Origin of the sequence: Paenibacillus ferrarius, assembly GCF_002027705.1 — a bacterium.
GTDB lineage: Bacteria > Bacillota > Bacilli > Paenibacillales > NBRC-103111 > Paenibacillus_E > Paenibacillus_E ferrarius.
On record NZ_MBTG01000041.1, the window covers coordinates 1 to 20,250 of the forward strand.

General features: G+C 48.1%; 12 protein-coding genes. 2 read left to right on the top strand and 10 right to left on the bottom strand.

The features are described 5' to 3' along the window. The first annotated feature begins 870 nt into the window (after window positions 1–870). Window positions 871–1,461 carry a GNAT family N-acetyltransferase gene (locus BC351_RS31575; RefSeq protein WP_079418556.1) on the top strand — a complete coding sequence of 197 codons (591 nt, stop codon included), beginning with the start codon at window positions 871–873 and terminating at the stop codon, window positions 1,459–1,461. Between the two features lie 115 nt (window positions 1,462–1,576). Then, on the top strand, window positions 1,577–2,887 hold the full coding sequence (locus BC351_RS31580; RefSeq protein ID WP_079418558.1) for an aminotransferase class I/II-fold pyridoxal phosphate-dependent enzyme: 1,311 nt from the start codon (window positions 1,577–1,579) through the stop codon (window positions 2,885–2,887). Between the two features lie 62 nt (window positions 2,888–2,949). Here the strand turns inward: BC351_RS31580 and BC351_RS31585 are convergent, their stop codons facing one another. The 10 genes from BC351_RS31585 to BC351_RS31630 form a co-directional block, all read right to left on the bottom strand. Further along, window positions 2,950–6,579 carry an S-layer homology domain-containing protein gene (locus tag BC351_RS31585; protein ID WP_079418560.1) on the bottom strand — a complete coding sequence of 1,210 codons (3,630 nt, stop codon included), beginning with the start codon at window positions 6,577–6,579 and terminating at the stop codon, window positions 2,950–2,952. A gap of 212 nt (window positions 6,580–6,791) precedes the next feature. Continuing rightward, complete coding sequence (gene bglB / locus BC351_RS31590; protein WP_079418562.1) at window positions 6,792–7,862, bottom strand: beta-galactosidase BglB; 1,071 nt, start codon at window positions 7,860–7,862, stop codon at window positions 6,792–6,794. An 8-nt stretch (window positions 7,863–7,870) separates the two neighbouring features. Continuing rightward, window positions 7,871–10,480 carry a discoidin domain-containing protein gene (locus BC351_RS31595; RefSeq protein ID WP_079418564.1) on the bottom strand — a complete coding sequence of 870 codons (2,610 nt, stop codon included), beginning with the start codon at window positions 10,478–10,480 and terminating at the stop codon, window positions 7,871–7,873. A gap of 4 nt (window positions 10,481–10,484) precedes the next feature. Beyond that, window positions 10,485–11,525 carry a glycoside hydrolase family protein gene (locus BC351_RS31600; RefSeq protein ID WP_079418566.1) on the bottom strand — a complete coding sequence of 347 codons (1,041 nt, stop codon included), beginning with the start codon at window positions 11,523–11,525 and terminating at the stop codon, window positions 10,485–10,487. 42 nt (window positions 11,526–11,567) lie between these two features. Continuing rightward, window positions 11,568–13,355, bottom strand: coding sequence for an alpha-L-fucosidase (locus BC351_RS31605; RefSeq protein WP_079418568.1), 1,788 nt, complete (start codon window positions 13,353–13,355; stop codon window positions 11,568–11,570). A gap of 20 nt (window positions 13,356–13,375) precedes the next feature. Beyond that, window positions 13,376–14,332 carry an aldo/keto reductase family protein gene (locus BC351_RS31610; protein WP_079418570.1) on the bottom strand — a complete coding sequence of 319 codons (957 nt, stop codon included), beginning with the start codon at window positions 14,330–14,332 and terminating at the stop codon, window positions 13,376–13,378. 235 nt (window positions 14,333–14,567) lie between these two features. Next, window positions 14,568–16,613 carry a discoidin domain-containing protein gene (locus tag BC351_RS31615; protein ID WP_079418572.1) on the bottom strand — a complete coding sequence of 682 codons (2,046 nt, stop codon included), beginning with the start codon at window positions 16,611–16,613 and terminating at the stop codon, window positions 14,568–14,570. Window positions 16,614–16,699: 86 nt separating this feature from the next. Next, the gene (locus tag BC351_RS31620; RefSeq protein ID WP_079418575.1) at window positions 16,700–17,557 is read right to left on the bottom strand and encodes an AraC family transcriptional regulator; all 858 of its coding nucleotides are present in this window, start codon (window positions 17,555–17,557) and stop codon (window positions 16,700–16,702) included. A gap of 97 nt (window positions 17,558–17,654) precedes the next feature. Next, window positions 17,655–19,304, bottom strand: coding sequence for an ABC transporter substrate-binding protein (locus BC351_RS31625; RefSeq protein WP_079418577.1), 1,650 nt, complete (start codon window positions 19,302–19,304; stop codon window positions 17,655–17,657). Window positions 19,305–19,340: 36 nt separating this feature from the next. Further along, window positions 19,341–20,237, bottom strand: a complete 897-nt coding sequence (locus BC351_RS31630) for a carbohydrate ABC transporter permease (RefSeq protein WP_079418609.1) — start codon at window positions 20,235–20,237, stop codon at window positions 19,341–19,343. Between the last annotated feature and the right edge of the window lie 13 nt (window positions 20,238–20,250).

Consider the following 20,250-nt stretch of genomic DNA (forward strand, 5'->3'; position numbering starts at 1 on the left):
GGAAGTACCGAGTAGTAGTTCCCAAAGGGCACAGACCCGTTACTAGAGCATCTCGGCCTCCACTTCTTGGACAGGTATAACGAAGGAATGTAAGGGCTGCGACCCGTTGAGTCATGGGAGGGTAAACCACCAAGAGACCGTGGAGTCAAACGTGCACATATGGGAAAATGAGGAATTAATAACACTTCCTCTATTCCCGCATGCCCTCTTGATGATTTTAGAGAAACAGCTCCCTCATCTTCTAGAGAACCCTGCTTCAAGAATGATGTAATCCTACGAATGAGCGAGTATATGCAAGAAAAACGCTAAGAACAGAGGGAGGGAACTATGATCCGCTATATTGCCGAAAACCGCCCAATCTCACTCCAATGGGAACTACGGTCCGCTATTTCACCAATTCCCACTCAAAATCAGCGATTTCCGCTCCAATAGCGGACCTCAGTTCCCTTTCATGCTACTTTTCCCCCGTTCTCCACCAATTAGCGGATCATAGTTCCTTTTCATCATACTAGTCACCGTTTCGCGCAATCTGCTCAGTTTGGTCATGTCATCCACCACTCACTCTGGCATTTCCGCATTCGGCTCAGCCTGCTCGGACCACAGTTCCTTTTCCCCGTACTAGTCACCGTTTCGCAATCCGCTCAGCTTAGTCATGTCATCCACCACTCCCTCTGGTATATCCGCATTCGGCTCAGCTTGCTCGGGCCTCCGTTCCTTTTCGGCTCTCGACCACCCGCCACAGTCACGAACCAAGCCTTTCAAATTGGTATATATAATTATAACTGAATTGGATCTTTTTAATATTCCAATTTTCCATTATGCTAACTAAAATCTCATCTATATTGCACGTTGACAAGGAGAACAAACACAATGAATCTACAGTCCTCTATTCTAGAAGGAACACGTGTCGCCCTGCTTCCGATGCAGGAATCGCATATCATCAGCTTGACCGAAGCTGCCGCTGATCCCAGAATCTGGGCCCATATGACGCCGCTGCTTCGGTCTGAGGATGTTGAGCGCTTTGTCCAGCAAGCGTTGGAGGAACAGAAAGAGGGCCTTGGCATTCCTTACAGCGTCTACGATAAGGATACGGACACTTTTGTTGGCAGCACGCGCTTGTTCGATATTTCCATCCCGCATCGGAATTTGGAGATTGGACATACCTGGTATAACCCCCTTGTTTGGCGGACACGCGTCAATACGGAATGCAAATATTTGCTGCTCCGCCACTGCTTTGAAACGATGAACCAGCTGCGTGTGCAAATTAAAACGGACCTGCGGAACGAACGCTCTCAAACCGCCATTGCCCGGCTGGGAGCGCAAAAAGAGGGGATTCTCCGGCAGCATCGCGTGCTCCATGACGGCTATATCCGCGACACCGTTATGTTCAGTATCCTCGATAAAGAATGGCCGGATGTGAAGCAGCGTCTGGAAGGATTTTTGAATCAAGTCAGGGTGTAAGTGCAAGTGGCCAACCATCCAGAAAAAAATTGTTTCGCGCAGTGACGTACTCCAATGAAAGTGGTATAATAACTGCAAAAAATGAATAGCTCACTGGAAGGAATGACCCACTCTTATGAATCCTCTGGCACGACAGTTAAACGAGACCCTGGAACGTGAAAATTCTCACGTGCATGACATGCTTTCTGCATTAGGTAAATCGATTTACTTCCCGAAAGAAGGCATTCTCAGCCAATCGGCTGAAGCAAAAGCGAAGGCCAAGAAATTCAATGCTACTATCGGTATTGCGATCGAAAATGGTCAGCCCATGCATCTGAAGGTCATTCAAGACACACTATCCACCTATGCTCCAAAAGATATATATGAATACGCTCCGCCTGCAGGTAAACCAGAATTACGTACGGCATGGCGCAAAAAAATGCTCGAAGAAAACCCTGACATCGGCAGCAAGCTTATCGGCAACCCGATTGTCACGAATGCGTTGACGCATGGTCTGAGTATTGCGGCTGACTTGTTCGCTGATGTTGGTGACGCTGTTATTATCCCTGATAAAAACTGGGAAAATTATGAGCTGACTTTCGAAATCCGCCGCGGCGCGCAAATCGTGAACTATCCGCTTTATAACGACAACATGCGATTCAATGCACAAGGCTTGCGCGAAGCTCTGCTAGCTCAGAAATCCAAAGGCAAAGCGATCGTAGTCCTGAACTTCCCGAACAACCCAACCGGCTATACGCCTGATGCGCAGGAAGGCAGAGAAATTACAGCTGCGATCCAAGATGCGGCTGAAGCTGGTATTAATGTTGTCGTCCTTACTGACGATGCGTACTTTGGTCTTTTCTTTGAAGGTTCCCTGCACGAGTCCTTGTTCGGACAATTGGCCGATCTTCACCCGCGTGTGCTTGCTGTCAAAATCGACGGAGCTACCAAAGAAGAGTACGTATGGGGCTTCCGCGTTGGCTTCATCACATATGCAGGCCAAAGCGAAGCTCTGCTGTCGGCTCTCGAGCAAAAAACGATGGGGATCATTCGGGCGACCATTTCCAGCGGTCCTCACCCATCCCAAACCTTCGTCCTTCATGCGTTGAACTCACCGGAGTTCGCTCAGCAGAAGCAAGAGAAATACGAAATCATGAAAGGCCGCGCCAACCGTACCAAGTCCATTCTGGACAGCGGCAAGTTCGATGAGGCATGGGGTTACTATCCTTTCAACTCCGGTTATTTCATGTGCTTGAAGCTCAAAACCGTTGATGCCGAAGCCTTGCGCGTACATTTGCTGAATCAGCATGGTGTAGGTACAATCGCACTAGGTGCGACTGATCTGCGCGTAGCTTTCTCTTGTATCGAAGAAGGCAACCTTGAAGAGCTGTTCAACCTTATTTATCAAAGCGTTAAAGAAATAGAAACAGTTGCTGCAAGCAAGTAGCTCGTATCGAAAAAGAAGCCTCCAAAACCACTTCTGTGGAGTTGGAGGCTTCTTTGTTTTCATTACTTCGCTGCATCCGGATAAACATCAACGGATATCATTTTCCCATTTGCCGTAATCATCGTGGCCGTAAAGGAAACGACTTCCACATTCGATCCATCTACCGCAGATTTGGCCGGTACATAGATGTACTTGGCATCGCCGCGGTTCAATTGAATTGGATTCAATGCCGGATTAGCATTGGGAACAGTGGCGAATACCCAATCGGTTGGATCTGTTCCTGCTGGGACTGGGGTCACTGCGTTCGTTTGATTATTCATATTGTTGACCCCTGAAATATTAGATTCAATAGCCAGATAACCTGAGCCTGGAACGATATTATCAGAAGCCCATCTTATATTGCTAATGAAAGTTTGGATGCCGAATACAGGCGCAACTCGGATGACTGAGCTATTTTTAAAAGCGTTATTCCCATATTGATCCGTCAACGTGATATTGCTAAACGTCTGTTTCTGATTGAGTCTTCCTGTGTCGTTCCCTGTAAAAATATTGACGCCGGCTTTCAATTGCGATAACCAAATGATTCTTGGTTTGCCATTGAAGGTAGCCGCCAGGGAACTCGCAAACAAGGCTTCTTCCTTAATCGCAATGTTATCCATTAAAGAATACTTGACTCCCGTGTAATTGGAAGGCTTGAAAAGTACCGCAATGCTTGTTGTACCCACATCTTTACCGCGAATGGCGTATCCGTCAAAATCTTTGGCTACAGCGCCATCCGCTTTCGTTTTATTCACAACGGCTGTCGCTTGCATATTGGAAGAAGTAACAGCTTTCACATGATTGTTAGGGATTTGTACAACATTGCCACCCGAATCCTTCGCTGTAATTACAATTTTCCCAGCAAAAAGATTTTCCAAGGCATAGCCTTCGGTCGAATAGACACCTTTGACAACTGTCGACGCTCCCCCCTGCAGAATCCCGCTAATTTTATCTACGGCATAAATGCCATTGGCAAAAGGTGTGACCGCATAGGTAAGATTGTCGGATTCCTTCGCTTTAATCAACTGTGTCGAACTGATCGCTGTTGACAACAAGGAAGCATTCCCAGCAGCAACCGCCGCTCTGTCGCCTTTGAACAATTGGGCTGTGAGCTGGTAGCTGCCTTCGTTGTTATCGCCCATATTAGCGGTGAACAACAAATCCTTGTCGCGATAGCTGCCAATTTCAGTCGCTCCTGGGTTGTAAGCATCACGTGTTGCATCTACGCCGTCAAGAATCAACGTTTTATTGGTTGTCGTATTTAATATGGCTGTGTTATTTGGCGTGCCGTCTGCTTTCCATGTAAAGCCGCCTTTGGAGAAGTAAACGGCATCCGTTACAGAACCCGAAGTTTGATTAAACGTCAACTGCACAGTGTATCCTGTGTAATCTCTATCGAATTCTTCACCGTATTGGTCTCTGTATTTCAATCGGAATATGTTTTCAGTCTTGCTATCGGTTAAATCAATCGAAGGCAGCATCTTCACTTTGGGAACGACCGAAAGGAATACGGTATTCGGATAACGCTTAGCTACAATGCTGGTACGAGCGGTCGTGCTTTTCCCGCTTGGCGTTACCTTCGCTGACACTGTCAGTTGACCGCTTCCTCTCTCCGGAACTAGTTTGAGATCAGAGATGCGGATCTTTCCGCGATTGGCGCCACTCTTTTCAATCCCGCCCACCACTTTACCAGCAGCATCCTTCGCACCTACCGTTACAGCGCTGACACCATAGCTGTAGATCAGGATTTTGTCCGCGTTATTCACGATTTCATCGGTATTAAGCAGGTTGCCAGCCTTATCCTTGACTGTGATTGGAAGATACACATCATCGTCACCAATTGCAATTGTATTCGGGAAAGCCCCTAAAATAACCTCATAAGGCACTTTTGCCATCGCTACCTTCAGCGTCTTAGAAGCCGGGGAGCCCGATAAAGCGGCCGAAAGTGAAACCGTCACTTCCTGATCGCTGAATAAGGTAAGATTCGAAGCGGCTTTAAGCTTCAGTTCAGGAATACCGTCTCCGGTTTCATCCGCTACGAAGCCAAAGCCTTGCGGAGGTGACATCGCCGTAGTATCAATAACGCCTGAACCATTCGTATAGGCCATTGCATAAGTCTTCAATACATTCAGATCCGTTACTTGAAAGCCATACTGGTCAAAAGCTTTGAAAGGAATCGTTGCGGTATCGCCCGCTTCCAGGCTCGTCTTGCCATTGGCATACGCGATATCCCCTAATTCCACCTTGGCAACCGACTGCGGATCGCCCACTGTGAACGTTTTCGTAATCTGTGGCGTATACTCCGGCGCATTGATGCCAACGTAGAAGGTTTGATTTCTGGCTAGCTTATTTGCATACACAGCATGTGTAACATCAATCGTTAAGGATTGACTATCACCGGCAGCAATCACATCAAGCTCTGGGCTCGTATAGATGCTAAAACGCGTCGCATTGATGTCGGATACTTCGTTGTATTGATTCGTCGCTTTAAAGCCAATTTTGATTTTACCTTGAGCAACCGTATCCGATGCGGTTGTAAACGCAATTTTGCTGATTTTCTCATCGGTAACAGCCACATCAGCAGTCCCTTTATCGACGGTCAAGCCACCATCTTTGACAGCTTCGAGCTTAACGGTATACGTGTTTTCCGTCATTTTGGCATCAAGGGTAATCGTGACTTCGTTCTTGTTGGTATTCCATTTCTGTGCACCTGCTGCCACAGAGCCAGCGAGTCCGCCGCGCAAAACCGAAACGGTTAATTTCGTTGTGTCTGCAATCGAACCGTTTAATTTCACGAGCAGCGTTTTGGCGCCTGCTGCTTTGAACTCGGCAACGGATACTTTGGTTATCGTAATCACCGGTCCGTTCGTTAAAATAAGCTGATACCCGGTATACGCGGCATTCACCAGCAGCTCGCGATTCGCGGCTATCGTGAAATCCTTCACACTAGCAATGAACCCTGCTTTGATAGCGGCAGCAATGCTGCCTTTGGCCCAATCCGAGACGGTACCCGTCACCGCGGCATTGACATCAGGCTGAAGTTTAAATACACGCGCAAAGACCGCAGCCACTTGTTCAATGCTTACGACACCGGCTGGATTAAACTGATCCGCTGATATGCCATCCATGAAGCCGGCTTTGGCTACGGCACCAATATAGCCGGTTGCCCAGCTTGCGCCTTCCAAATCGGTGTAAACGGCACTGGCTGCTTTATCTTCCGCAAGTCCGCTCAATACGACGATAATTTTCGCCAATTGCGCGCGTGTCAGCTCTTTATCAAGTCCTGCTGCTCCTGTTTCATCAATCCCGTCCAAAATGCCTTTGGCTTTCAAGGCAGCAAATTTGGCTTGCGCATCCAAGGGTGCTGCGCTTGGGCTGGGAGCTGGCGCTGTCGGCTTAGCTGTTGGACTAGGCGATGGTGAAGCCGCAGGTGTTGCTGCCGGACTTGGAGCTGGACTCACCGCTGGCGATGGAGCCGGACTCGCGGCCGGAGAAGGACTCGGGCTTGCCGCTGGGGTTGCGCTAGGCGATGGGGTTGATGTCACCGTTGGCGCTGCATCTGCATCCACGTATTGGAAGGATGCCATCATCGTAAACATCATAGCCATGATGAGTACGATCGATAACTTTTTCTTCATAACGAGTCGTTTCATATTTTCCTCCCTCCATACTTACAAAACTAAACAATTCCTTTGATGCCCCTTAGCTTTCGTTTATTTGCAAGCGCTTTCTATTTCGAGAACCTCCTTCCTCTCTCTTTTCCAAATCATAGATTATCGGAGAGAGGACAACATACTAGTTATTTAAGTTGATATTAAACAAACTTAAGGTGCTCCGCTTTTTTTCCAATGTCTCAGCTCGATTATTATGCTTCTATTTTACAGGCCTCTACCATCAGCAGAAGCGCCATCGATTGACCGTAAGGCATCGGGCATTGCTTAATATTGCGGTAATAGTCGAGATCACCCTTCAAGCCTGTACCATAAGAAACCCCATGGACAATGCCATCAGCATCAATTTTCTGCTTCACGCCTTCAAGTGCCTTTAGACCAACAGCTTTATACTTCGGATCCAGAAAACCCTGCCGCACAGCCTTCAAAATGCCGTAGGCAAACGCTGACGACGCCGAAGTTTCCAAATACGAATCCGGTTTGTCGAGCAGCGTATGCCATAGACCGCTCTCATGCTGCAGCAAAGACAAGGTGTGAACCTGCCGTTCCAAGGAGGAAATCAGGAATTGGCTGACTCCCGCCGGCAGCGAGGCGATTTCCAAATAATCAACTAGCCCAGCTGTATACCAGGAGTTCCCTCGTGCCCATAGAGCCTGCGCAAAGTGATGGTGACCGATGAAGGTCCAGCCATGGAAAAACAAGCCTGTTTTCACATCGGTTAAATATTTCAGGTGGATCATGAACTGGCGAATGCTCTCCTGTGTATAAATATCATTGTCCAAAAGTTCACCCATTCGAGCCACAAACAATACCGTCATATACAGCGTGTCATCCCACAGCTGACCTTGATTCAGATTCCTTGTTACAACGTGTTGAAGGCCGCCTTCAACCGTTCTTGGCATCTCTTCCATCACATATGTAACCCATTCTTGACACAGCTCCAAATACTGGGGATTTCCCGTTTCTTCAGCCAAATAGCTCAGCGTCAGCATGGGACACATCGTATTGACATTTTTTTCAGGCAAGCCTTCGGCAATTCGTCGATCAAACCACTGTATCAATTCATCTCTGATCTCTCGCTTGCCCGTTTCTTTATAATACGAATATAAGGCAAATAGCCCGACACCTTGCGGCCATTCCCAATTCTCCATAGATACAATGCCAATGGCGACCTTCTCTTGGAACATCGGTTTAAGCTCTTTCATTTGTCGAATGAGCTTCGCAATGATATCTTCATACGCATGTATCGCTCGCGATTTAGCCATAAATCCACTCACTCCTTTCCCGAAATATTCGCCACCGCCTGCGCCCCCAGACGATCCTGCAGCTGCTGAAGGTATAAGCTTCGGGGATTTACATGCGTTCCAAAGCTGTCCCAAAAAGCTTCTTTACGCACACGCCTGTCGTAAGCGTTAGGCAGCATGGCGTTGCCTTTCGTTCCTACATGCCCGATGGCATAATTCTGCGCGGTTGGCGGACATTGACATACGAGTTCATTTTTCGTATTCCAAGCGACATAGTTAGCTCCTGACCATCCATGCCCGCTCCCGAGCCAGCCACGGTCTTGAATATGGATACGTCCATTCACATTGTCGTACAAACAGCCCACAGACCAACGATGATGCGGCTCGCTCGTGTTATAGTCCTTGCGGGATTCACAGTCCAGGAACACATTCGGTCCCGCAACCCTGGCATCCACGGCAAAAGCATGTCTCGCTGTTTCCGTATACGTGCGTTGAACCAGCGTTAATTCACCCATCAGATGAACCGAGTAACGTCGGCCTCCGGTAATAACGCTAATGAAATCATAGGCAGCGCAATCCTGAATGGTAATCCATTTGGTATTTGTCCCTACTTGCACGAGCGCATGCTGGAGATGATAGCTGGTGATATTTCGTATCCAGGCATTTTGGACATGATCCATGTAAATACCGTTAATGGCATGCTGCTCATCAGCCAAATAAGAGGCAGTCCCCTCATTGCCGTCGATTCTCGTATCCGTGATGCTCGGATCATACTCAACATCTATTCGCAAATTTTCTACACCCACTTGTTCAATCCGCTGGGAATCCTCATATTTCATGATCGCCCCGCCGCCCCATCGTGTCTCGATGGCATTCGCCAGGGGAGCATCCACCGTGAGGCAATTTCCAGCAATTTGCGTAATCACTCGATCAAATTCAAGCTGAAAAGGCGGCCATTGGATGGTTCCCCCAGCCACGGGACGCAGGCGAATAGCATCCATGCCAATGGCATGAATCCAGCGGGCATTCCCATAACGAAACACCTTCACAGTATCGCCCACGGCAAATGCCGAAGCATCCTCGACATGGAACGAGCAAGCTCCCGAAGGGACATAAAGATCCGTCACAGCTGTTAAAGTGTGTGCCAGCAGTGTTGAATCTGGAGCTCCTGAGATCTGAATCAGATCTCGCTGAAGCGTACCTGTGGCATAGAGCAGCGTGCCGTCTGTCCCCTCGCCCTCGCCTCGCAGAACAATACCGCTTGATCGCAGATGTAGCGCTCCGCTTATCGGATACGTCCCTTTTTTCAACACAATCGCTCCTCGGAACCCATCCTCGAGCTGCGGCAGCGCTGATAGCCGATCTATCGCTTGCTGAATATGCTGCGTGTTATCCCCGATCACAGGCTCCAGATAGATCTTTGGCTTTGCCTCCGGCAGTTTGACGCCCCCTCCGGCATAACCGCTGCTCGAGAAATCCAGGATGCGATTCCCTTTGTAGTCAGGGACGTACGTCAACTTGCCATCTTTCGCCAAATAGACAATCTGGCTTGCCTGTTCCCTAGAGACCTGCGGGTCGTAAACGGTAAAGCAAAACATGTCATAATAGATTTTGGCCCCCGCTGCTTCTCCCTTTATGCAGCATTCAACATGAATTTCATAGCTTCCCGCCTGTGCGTTTCCGGGCAGAACAAAGCCCCGTTCTTGATTGGCTTCCAGCTCCTGATCCGGAAGGCTGAAGACAATTGAACCTCCCGAAGCGGTGACCAAAGAAACCCTCGCCGTCGCAGCGAATGCAGGGTTTATGAATAACTGAGGATAGCTGCTGCCCTCTTCGAGCATAGCCGGTTGACCAATTTCCATCTGCATGGCCGGATGCTCCAGCCGAATGTCTGCTATGCATTCGGCTGGATCGTAGCTATCAATAAAGAGGCTGGTCTCTTGGGTGACCCCACATAAAGTGACGCTGCCATGGATTTGCGCAATTCCTGATCTATGAACGGTCAGCTCTCCACTCGGATCAATGGAAGCTACTTCTGAGCTGCTGCTTGTGAGCAAGATTTGTGCCGTCGTTAGATCCGCCGGCCGGCCATCTGTCAGCACCCCTTGCAAAGCAAAGCTCGCCTTGCTCGATACTTGCAAAGAGAGCGTATCCTCTCGGGCGAAAGAACCCCGAGCTGTTTCCGTGAACATGACTTGCTTCAACAAAGCTCCGGAAGGAATGGAAGGCTGGTCATAGACACCTATTTCGATCAATTGAAAATCACGATCTGGATCAAACAATTCCACCTCAAGGGTGACATATCTCCCCGTCACGCGGGGAAACACAAGCCTCTCCGTGGTGCTGATTCCGCCTTCTGACACATCCCGCTGAGCAGCATCAAGCCACGAGCTTCGATCATCGGAATATTGAATACGGTACATGCTGATAAAGCCCGATTTTAATTGCAATATGATCTGATTAAAAGAAACGCTTTCGCCCAAATCGACCGTCAGCCACACACGTTTATCTTCTTGTCGATCCTTGCCTGTCGGCTGCCAGTACGTATGTTTCTCTCCATCGACAGCATAACTGCTAACTGCTTCCCTTGTTTCAGAGCTTCCTATGACCGATTTATGTAAAGCTAAATTCATTGCCATTGTGTTAAGTCAACCCTCCTAGCTTGCTGCTAGTACCTTGGGCGATCGGTATGACCATGTTCCAGGTTTCGGTGGCATCATGAAAGCCATTCGTGCCATCCGATGTAGCCGCAAATAAATGCGTGGGCTTCCCGTCCTGAAACAGGAGAAACGGCCTTTCCAAATTGCCCATTTGACGAACAATACCGTCGTCCCATAGAACACTCCTAGAATAAGCGAGCTGCTCCTTGCCAATTTCCCAGTTCAAGCCGTCTGCCGAATACGCGTGTATGCCGCCATATTTTTCTCCGCATAAATTTCCTTCCATGTCCTTGGCAAGCAGTTCGTAGCCTTCGGCTGTTTGCCAAATAAACGGGTCTTCCAAATGTACGTCCGGAGGAAAAAGCGGATTTTCACTGAGCACCCGATACGGTCCCTCGTAATGGTCAGCATGGGCCGCACCAAACGTCATTTTGCCATGAACATGGCCTTCATATTTTCTGGCTTTATAAATTAACAGCACAGACCCATCTTCCCGGATGCAGGGTGCTGGATTGGAAGTCAGGAAACTATCAAATTTACCGGGTCTTGTTGCTAAAATAGGCGCATCCCGTCGTTCCCATGGACCTGTGACGCTATCGGAAACAGCAAGCCCAATCCGCTTGTTTGCACGGGCAACGATACAACGCGGGTCGTCGAGACCATAACCGTCTCCTGCGACAGGCTCTTTCAGCGGATGCGTTGATCCCATATAAAACAGCAAGTATTTCCCTCCATGCTTAACGATTTGAGGGTTATGCGTGCTTCGGCCATCCCAATATTCAGCGCCTCGCGCGGGCAGCACAACTTCCTGAAACGTGTAGGGGCCCTCCGGATGATCTGAAACGGCACGAACGATTTCAGACTGAACCAGCCAGCCCGGGTGCATAGGAAGAGCTTTCGGCCAACGGGAGGCGAATAGATGGAACCGTCCATCCTCACCTTTAACACACGATCCACACCATACCCAATAACCTTCCATTCGGAAACCACCCTCAAGAGGTGCAGGCAATAACGTTTGAAACATAGCTCTCAGCTCCTTTATGTAATGGCCACGTGAGCCATCCAATTATAGACTTATCAAAATGATTTCCTTGAGATTCATTAACACGTCTCCGTTAATCTTCTCCGGTCTGATCGTTAAGACCAGCTCGGCTTCATCAGCGAACAGCAGCTGTCCGGCGGCATGCTCTTTAAACTCATATTCCCCGCCCGTTAACTCGACCGCTGCGGTTATCCGTTCCTGTCCGGCAGAAATAACAAATGAACCTCCTGCGGATATCTCGTTTGCGCCATAAACAACCAGCACCTTATAGGTTCCGCGGCTTGCCACTCTGAAAGTCCACTGCACATAATCCTCGATCTTATGCCAATCTCGCACATTGTCTCTGCCTTTTTTCCCCGTATCGAATCGCAGTGTTGTCCCCTGAAGCTCCCCATCAAAAACACTTAATCGATTAGAAACTCCGCCAAACACCACTTGGCATGTTTTGACATCGAGCTTGCCCTTGAACTCCAAAGCAATTACCGAACAATAGGGATCTATCGGATTTTGCGGCAATTGAATGGCCATATCCCCGAATGCATTGATTTGCCTCAGCGGAAGGGGATCTTTGTGCTCATCTGCCAATAAATAAGCATGTTGAATAGGATTCCGAATCCCCGGCACTAGCAATTCCCCTTGGGCAGGCCACTCCCAAACATGCAAAAATAACGTGTTTCCTTTGCGTGTGCACCGCCCCCAGGGCATTTTGCCAATCGGACTCTTTACAGTACCATAGATGCTTTCACCGTTCTGCTTCAGCCAACTGCCGATTTCTGCAAGCAATTCAAGTGATTTCGGATCGAATGCCCCTTCGCCTGTTGGGCCAATATTAATGACATAATTCCCACCCATACTAACAACGTTAGTCATGTCGCGCAGAATGTCTTGGGGACTTCTCCATTGATGATCTGTTTGGTTGTAGCCCCATGAGTGATTCAAAGTCGCTATCGACTCCCAGTCTCTTCGTGGAGCCCGGATATGCAGCTGATTGTCCCCAGTGTTCTCATAGTCCCCGAACCCTTCCCTGCGGACTCGGCGATTGACGAGGCATCCCGCTTGCAGCCCATGCACCAAATCGACGAAATGCGTCCCTTGCTCATCTGTGACCTTATGCCCGCAATCGAACCAGATGGTTCCGACCGGGCCATATTGCGTGAGCAGCTCAGTAACTTGAGGGTAAGCCTTCTCCTCCAAATACCGCTCATACCGGGCACTTTTATCCGAATCCTTCACCCATGATTCTAGAGGATCATAAGCGCCTATGTTATCAGGGAAATCCAAAGTATTTCCTTGTGAATCCGGATGATGCCAATCCATCGCATGTGAATAGTAGAGGCAGAGCGCCAACTCTTCCTTGCGGCACGCGTCTGCCAGCTCAGCAACCGGATCCCGGCCAAATGGTGTTGCTTTCACAATGTTATAATCGCTTACTGCCGAATCGTACATGGCAAAACCGTCATGGTGCTTCGCTGTGAAGATCATGTAATGGAAACCCGCTGCTTTCACCGTATGAACCCACTGCTGCGCATCGAATTGGACCGCATGAAACTGCCCGGCAATTTGTTCATATTCTTGAATTGGAATTTGCGCGCGCAATTGCAGATGCTCGGCATAAGCGGCATTCACCGTCTCGCCCTTCCAAATACCTCCAGGGAGTGAATACAGTCCCCAGTGAATGAATACGCCGACTTTCGCCTCGCGCCACCACGCAATCCGCTGTTCATGCTCGGTATCCAGATGTTCATCTTGCACATGAATGAATTTCCGGCTATCCGCTTCCGCATTGTCCATCAAATCATCTTTTGTCGACATGCTGCCCATCTCCCTTGTTGTTAGACCTCTTCATTTAAAATATCTTCAATCTCCCGCAAATCCCAGTCCGATAGCTTCACACCTGAAGCTTTGACATTTTCTTCGATCTGCTCAGGCCGAGAAGCTCCAATAATACAGCTCGACACATTGTCCAGACGCAGAATCCATGCCAAAGCCAACTGGGCCATGCTTAGATCGTTGCGCTCGGCAATTGCGCTCAGCTTCTCCACCTTCGCCAGCTGCTCTTCCTTCATCATGTGCACTATAGCCCCATTCTGCTGAGGATCTGCCGCTCTTGACTGATCTGGGAAAGGAGCTCCAGACTTATATTTTCCGGTTAAAATGCCTTGTGCCAATGGGGAATACACCACTTGCCCGATGCCTTCCTTTTGACAAAGAGGGACAATATCTTTCTCAATGCCCCTTCTGAACATATGATATTGAGGCTGGTTGGCAATGATCCGATTCAGGTTCATTGCTTTAGCCAAATGCACGCTGTCGAGCAGCTGCTCGCTTTTCCACATACTAACGCCTGTATACAGTACCTTGCCCTGCGTGATCAGATCGTTCAACGCCCGAAGCGTCTCCTCAAGCGGGGTCTCCGGGTCGTAACGATGGCATTGATACAAATCTATGTAATCTACACCCAGCCTTTTGAGGCTTGCGTCACACTGCTCCTTGATGTGCTTTCGAGAAAGACCACGGTCGTTAGGTCCCTCCCCCATAGGCACACATACTTTCGTTGCCAGAACGTAAGATTCCCTCGGATATTTGGCAAGCGCGCGACCGACAACCTGCTCCGCTTCTCCCTTGTGGTAGACATTGGCCGTATCGAACAGATTGATGCCTAACGCATAGGCTTTATCAATAATGGTTTCCGAGTGCTTGGCATCGATAGCCCCGCCATAGGTCAGCCAACTCCCCAAGCTTAGCTCGCTTACTTTTAAACCGCTGCTGCCTAACCGTCTATAAAACATGACTTAACCTCCATGCCTCCAAGATTTAAAAGATTTGAAGAGGCGGAAAAATATTCTCCGCCATCTGGTTTATGCTTTGATGTTACGCTCACCTCTATCATCCATCAATATCCGTTCTTACACTCGTATGTCTTTTTTTACGATTCTTGAGCACCTTTTCAGCCTTAAAGCTGCGTTTTGCCTCAGCTAAACAAACAACCGCACAGCATAAAGCAGTGCGGCCATCTATTTGAAACTATTGGTTATATACTTCAATCTCATTTATTGTCGGTACAGCACTTGCTGTACTTACATATAAACGTAAGAATCTTGTCGTCATTTCGGTAAAGTTAATCGTCTTGCTTGCACCTAGCGTTGTTCCGGCTGTACCCGCAATATCCGAATACGTTATGCCGTCGGACGATGCTTGCAGCTTGTAGCCCGTCACCCTTTGATACGTGGTTTCCTTCACGATCACTTGATCCACAGCAGCAGCTGTTCCCAAATCAACACTGATCCACTGGTTGTTCAGGGAACCGTTTGCTGCAGACCAACGCGTCGTTGTACTTCCGTCAAATGCCTTATCCGCCGAATAGGACGTATTCCATGTTGTGGAGGCATTGTAGGTTTTGCCTAAAGCGAGATTCCCAGGCGATGTGGGGGATGTGGTTGTTGCAGTCGCCGTGCTGCTTGCTGCAGATTGATTCCCCGCTCCATCTTTTGCTTTTACCGTATAGCTGTATGTGGTCGAAGCTGTCAGTCCTGTGTCGCTGTAAGAGGTCGTCGTCGATGATCCAACAAACACACCCCCGCGGTACACATTGTACCCAGTTACGCCAACATTGTCAGTCGACGCAGTCCAGCTCAAATTGATTTGATTGCCGGATACAGCCGCAGCCGTTAAATTGGTTGGCGTGGTAGGTGCTTGTGTATCGCCGCCTGCCGTATTTAATTGATTTTTGGCCCACATGAATCGAGCGAACGTGGCAAGGCTTGTCGTTGTTTTGTTAGGCATATTCGCGTTAGCCAGATCGCCAAACATATCTGGACGAAGTGCCGCCAAGAAGATGTTGCCAGTCCGGGCATACGTGGTTGGCGCCCCGTGTCCGGTTCCGTCTGTACCATCCACACGGCCAGCAAAATCGTTAGGCCCTCTCATCATAACGTCGGCATACATGTTGGCAAAAGGCATCATCATAGATGAGGTAATCCCATATCGGCCGCTCAGGAAGGCACGGTAGAAGCCCGCTACATCCAGACTGGCATGATTGGAATCTTCTCCACCCAGCAGCGTTGGATTATAGCCCCAATTGTAGGCTGTGTTGCCTTTGCTGTCCGTATAGGTTTGTTTGGCTGTATTATTGCTGAAAAACCAATTGAGATTCGTTTGAACAATGCCGTCATATTGCGAAACGAGCGTTGGATTATCGCCAAGAACGGCATGTGCTGCGGCCAAATTTTGCAGACCATAGGAGATCATCATCTGTTGATTCCAAGGAAAAACACCGCCGCTCATGTAAGGGGATTGCGTAGAAAAATAATATTTATTGCCATTCGACAGATCCAGCAAGGAAGGGAAGATGAATTGGTTGACCACATAGTCAGCCTCGTTCATGAAAGTCATAGCGCGCTGCTTATAAGTAGCCCCATGACTGTAATCGTCGCCAATGGCCACGGAGGTATTCCAAATGGCCGGATGCTGCAGGATCAGATTGGCACAATAGGCAAGATGCCCAACCGGATCGCCGTTGGCAGAATCTGCCGAGGCTGTCCCCGTATTATTGCCGGGCCATACAGGAGCAATCGTATTCGTCCACACGGTTCGATGGCCATAAGGAGCTGGAAGAATATCGTTTCGCTGGGACAGCAGCACATCGCAGAAATAGATCATTCGGTCAAGAATGGCGGTATCCCCCGTGATTTCATACATGAGACCCATGGCTTTAATATTTTCACCGCTTGTACCTTGCGCATATTCGCCCTGCATGGAGCCTGTATTCGGCCAAACGACTGGTTCTACGCCTTGAATGTAGGATTTAAAAGAATTGATTTCATTCTGGGTGACTGGACCCGTGAAGCTGTCAGCAACCATGGGCCCAGCAGCGTGAGCCTTGAAGCCGGGAAGCAGGCCTGCACAGGTGAACACAAGCAAAAATACCATGAGATGCTTTTTGGGATAGGTAAATAAGCTCTTTGCAGTGGTGATCGGCATGATAAAACCCTCTTTCACATTCCTCATCGGCTGAGGTATTGGCTGCCATGCTGCGCTTATTGGGATCAAACTTCCTTGGTTTGGGAGCATAACACCTCCTTTCTTAAATCTTAAAGCGCTTTCAATTGAAAAGGAATGGCTCATACTAACCACTTCATTTATCAAACTAACTTTTGTTAAAAAGGAACTCGAGGTCTTAGCGTTTCACTAGCCATCTCTAAATTACGATATTCGGAAGGAGACAAGCCCACATGTTTTTTAAAAGAAGTTGAAAAGTGCGAAGCATCATAAAAACCGGTAAGATTCGCGATTTCGTTAATCGACAACGCATAGCCAATCAGCAGCTCTTTGGCCTTTTCCAATCTGCGGTCATAAATATAGCGCATCGGCGAAACGCCCAGATGGGTCTTGAAAAAGCGAATAAAATAATTCGGATGGAAATTAGCCGTTTGCGAAAGCTCGTAGATCGTTAATTCTTTGTCCAAGTTCTCGTCAATATATTGGATGGTAGCCACTAAGCGATTCATGGAGGAGAATTTCCCAGTATCCTGCACCTCTATCATGGCATGGTCAATATAGTAGGCGATCATCTCAAGCAGTGCAGACTGAATTTTCAGCAGCGCTGTTGGCTGCGTATTGCTGCGGTTATCAATCAGTTGTTGAAAATAACGCAGCAGCGTGGCATCATCCTGTACAGTCATAATGGGAGGAATGCCAATGGTTCGAAAAAGCTGGCTTAACCCCATGTTGGCCGTAAAATGACACCAGAACATGGTAAAGGGGCGGCCATGGGAGAACGCGTAGGATTGCACAACACCGGAGGGAGCAAAAAAAAGTTGACCGGCCTGCGGGCAATACAATTTCCCGTCCACCTGAATCCAACCGTTTCCATCACAAATATAATAAAATTTATTGTACTCGGGAACGAAATTCTCCTTTCTCCATTCGGTAGAACAAACGGAATACTTCGCAGAAATCAACTTCACCCTTAAATCAGATAGTTTGTAACTCAACAGATTATTCGTGATTTGCATGGCCTTCGCTTCCTTTCTCCTTCATGCTTGTGCGCCTTGCGAGCATAATTAAGGAAAAGCCCCACCTGTCTGTTAGCAGGTGGAGCATCTTTACTTCCTATTTCTTCTTCATCGCATCATAGGCTTCCTGATGAATCTGCAAATAACGCGGAAGCTTCATATTATCCAGATTTTTCACATACTCATCCCATTTTTTATCGATGTCCAAATCTCCGATAATCATTCTGGCTGTCGTTTCTTTCCGGTAATCATCGATGGTTTTACTGATATTGGCGATCTCATCGGACTGATCATTCGTAAAGAACAGCGTTGGAATTGCGTTCTTTGGATCTGGCTTATATGGTTCGTATTTATTCAGTGTCTCTTTGTACAGAATATCTTCCAGCGGATTTTTCGGGTCAGCCGTTTGACCCAAACGCCAATCGTTCGAGCGCAGGGAGGGTCCCACTTGTCCCCAAGTTGCGTTCTTCGCGCCAGGCGAAGAGTTTCCAAGCACCGTATACTTGGCTGGTTTGCCGTTAATGCCAATATCGTTAGGTCCGGCAGCCTTCCACTCCATATCCGGGCGGCCCAGTACAGCGCGCATCGTCGCTTCTTCCGAATACAAGAAGTCGGCTAACCGCATGGCGATCTCTGGATTTTTCATTTTATTCGTAATGACGAACGAGCCTGTTGTAATCCCTTGCGGGATATATTTAGACGCTTGAACGCCCCCAGGTCCTTTGAGTGGAGGAACAGCCACATAATCCTTCCAGCGCGGGCCTTCCAGCAAATTAAAGACGGTTGGATTTTGCGCCGGAATGGCGCCCAGAATCTCAGCATCCGGATTTTCGCCTAATTTTCTCAACTGATTGCGATCTTGCGTGAACGATTGCGGGTCGATTAACCCTTCTTTAAACAGCTTGTTGAGATACTTGAGTCCTTCTTTATACTCAGGTTGGTTAAAGGCAACCTTGATCTTGCCATCTTTCAGAAATTGCATGCTTCGATCACTGTCAATGAATGCCTGCATCAGGTAGGTATCCACATATGAATTTGCGATGTTGGCTCCAACGAGCGGCAATTCGTCCGCTTTTTTATTGCCATTTGGATCTTTCTCTTTGAAAGCTTTTAGGACTTGATAGAATTCCTCTGTCGTCGTTGGTAGCTTCATTCCCACAGCATCCAGCCACTTTTGGTTCATCCACATTTTGCTGCTGTGCGTACAGTGGAAACATTCGTTCACAGAGGGAAGTCCGTAGATATTGCCATCAAAGTTCGAAGAAAGCTCCTTCGTGTACGGGAGGGATGCAAACATCTTCTTCGTTTCAACCCCATACTTATCAATAAGCTTGTTAAGCGGAATGAATACGCCGTCCTTGCCGTAAAGCGACAACTGTACCGGTGTAATGTTAAAGCCCAGATACACGTCAGGGTAATCTCCGCTTGCCAAAGAAATATTCAGCTTCTGCTGCGGATCACTTGCTACGTCCCATTCAATATGGATATTCGTTTTCTCCTCCAGCCATTTGGTAAACTCATTGGTGGCGAAGTTTTCAACACTTGGATTTGTCCGGGACATCACTTTAATCGTCGTTTTCTCTTTGGTAATCGGAAGTACCCCTGGCGGATTTACAAGCTCATTTTGAGCAGCCTCAGGCTGCGTGGTTGCTTCAGTTGCCGTCTCCGTCTTATTGCAGCCACTTAAGAAAACGGTTGCACTTAGAAACAAACATAATGCTGAACCCAGAAACTTCTTTCTCTGCATGCGTATTTCCTCCCTTTTTATTTCACACATCTATGGTTAGCCCTTTAAGGAACCAATCATCATCCCTTTAACAAAGTGCCTTTGGATAAACGGATACACCACGAGCACCGGAATGGTTGAAACCACAATTAGCGAGTATTTCAGAAGCTCTCTCATTCCTTCTCGCTGGGCGGCGCCTACGACATCTGTAATGACTTCTTCATCAAAGGTGTTCTTCACCAGCACATCACGCAAAATAATTTGCAGCGGATACAAGTCCGGCGATTTCAAATAAAGCAGAGCTGCGAAGTAAGTGTTCCAATGCCCTACCGCGTAAAATAAAGAAAGCACAGCGATGATAGGACCAGATAACGGAGCAACGATTTTGACCAAAAATTTGTAATCACTGCACCCATCCAAATGCGCTGCTTCGAGAAGTTCATCCGGAATCGTCGTTTGGAAATACGTCCTTGCAATAATAACACTCATGACGCTCATAATTCCCGGAACAATGAGTGCCCAGCGCGAATCAATCATCCCAAGCGACTTAATTAGCAGGTAGTTCGGAATTAATCCTCCGCCAAACATCATCGTGAATACGAATAACGCCATAACCGCATTTCGGATATAAAAGTCTTTGCGTGATAACGGATAGGCTGCAATAAGCGTCATAATGACATTAAAAATCGTTCCCACAATCGCATAATACATGGAATTCGCAAAACCAACCCAGATCTGTTTGTGCTTAAACACAGCTTCATAGCCCTGAAAGGAGATATCGACCGGCCACAGCCATACTTTACCCGAAATGACAGCGGCAGATGAACTGAAGGAAGCGCTTATAACATAAATAAGCGGATATAAGACGGTGAGCGTAAACAGGCAAAGCATCGTGTAATTGGCAATGTTAAACAATTGATCGCCTTTGGATTCATGAATTCGGGTCGACTTCATCATCTTGCTGTTT

Excerpts from the sequence above, each read along its gene's own strand:
- BC351_RS31580 (WP_079418558.1), top strand. The coding sequence starts at position 1,577 with ATGAATCCTCTGGCACGACAGTTAAACGAGACCCTGGAACGTGAAAAT.
- BC351_RS31610 (WP_079418570.1), bottom strand. The coding sequence starts at position 14,332 with ATGTTTTATAGACGGTTAGGCAGCAGCGGTTTAAAAGTAAGCGAGCTA.
- BC351_RS31620 (WP_079418575.1), bottom strand. The coding sequence starts at position 17,557 with ATGCAAATCACGAATAATCTGTTGAGTTACAAACTATCTGATTTAAGG.
- bglB (WP_079418562.1), bottom strand. The coding sequence starts at position 7,862 with ATGGCTAAATCGCGAGCGATACATGCGTATGAAGATATCATTGCGAAG.
- BC351_RS31575 (WP_079418556.1), top strand. The coding sequence starts at position 871 with ATGAATCTACAGTCCTCTATTCTAGAAGGAACACGTGTCGCCCTGCTT.
- BC351_RS31625 (WP_079418577.1), bottom strand. The coding sequence starts at position 19,304 with ATGCAGAGAAAGAAGTTTCTGGGTTCAGCATTATGTTTGTTTCTAAGT.
- BC351_RS31630 (WP_079418609.1), bottom strand. The coding sequence starts at position 20,237 with ATGAAGTCGACCCGAATTCATGAATCCAAAGGCGATCAATTGTTTAAC.
- BC351_RS31595 (WP_079418564.1), bottom strand. The coding sequence starts at position 10,480 with ATGGCAATGAATTTAGCTTTACATAAATCGGTCATAGGAAGCTCTGAA.
- BC351_RS31600 (WP_079418566.1), bottom strand. The coding sequence starts at position 11,525 with ATGTTTCAAACGTTATTGCCTGCACCTCTTGAGGGTGGTTTCCGAATG.
- BC351_RS31615 (WP_079418572.1), bottom strand. The coding sequence starts at position 16,613 with ATGCTCCCAAACCAAGGAAGTTTGATCCCAATAAGCGCAGCATGGCAG.
- BC351_RS31585 (WP_079418560.1), bottom strand. The coding sequence starts at position 6,579 with ATGAAACGACTCGTTATGAAGAAAAAGTTATCGATCGTACTCATCATG.
- BC351_RS31605 (WP_079418568.1), bottom strand. The coding sequence starts at position 13,355 with ATGTCGACAAAAGATGATTTGATGGACAATGCGGAAGCGGATAGCCGG.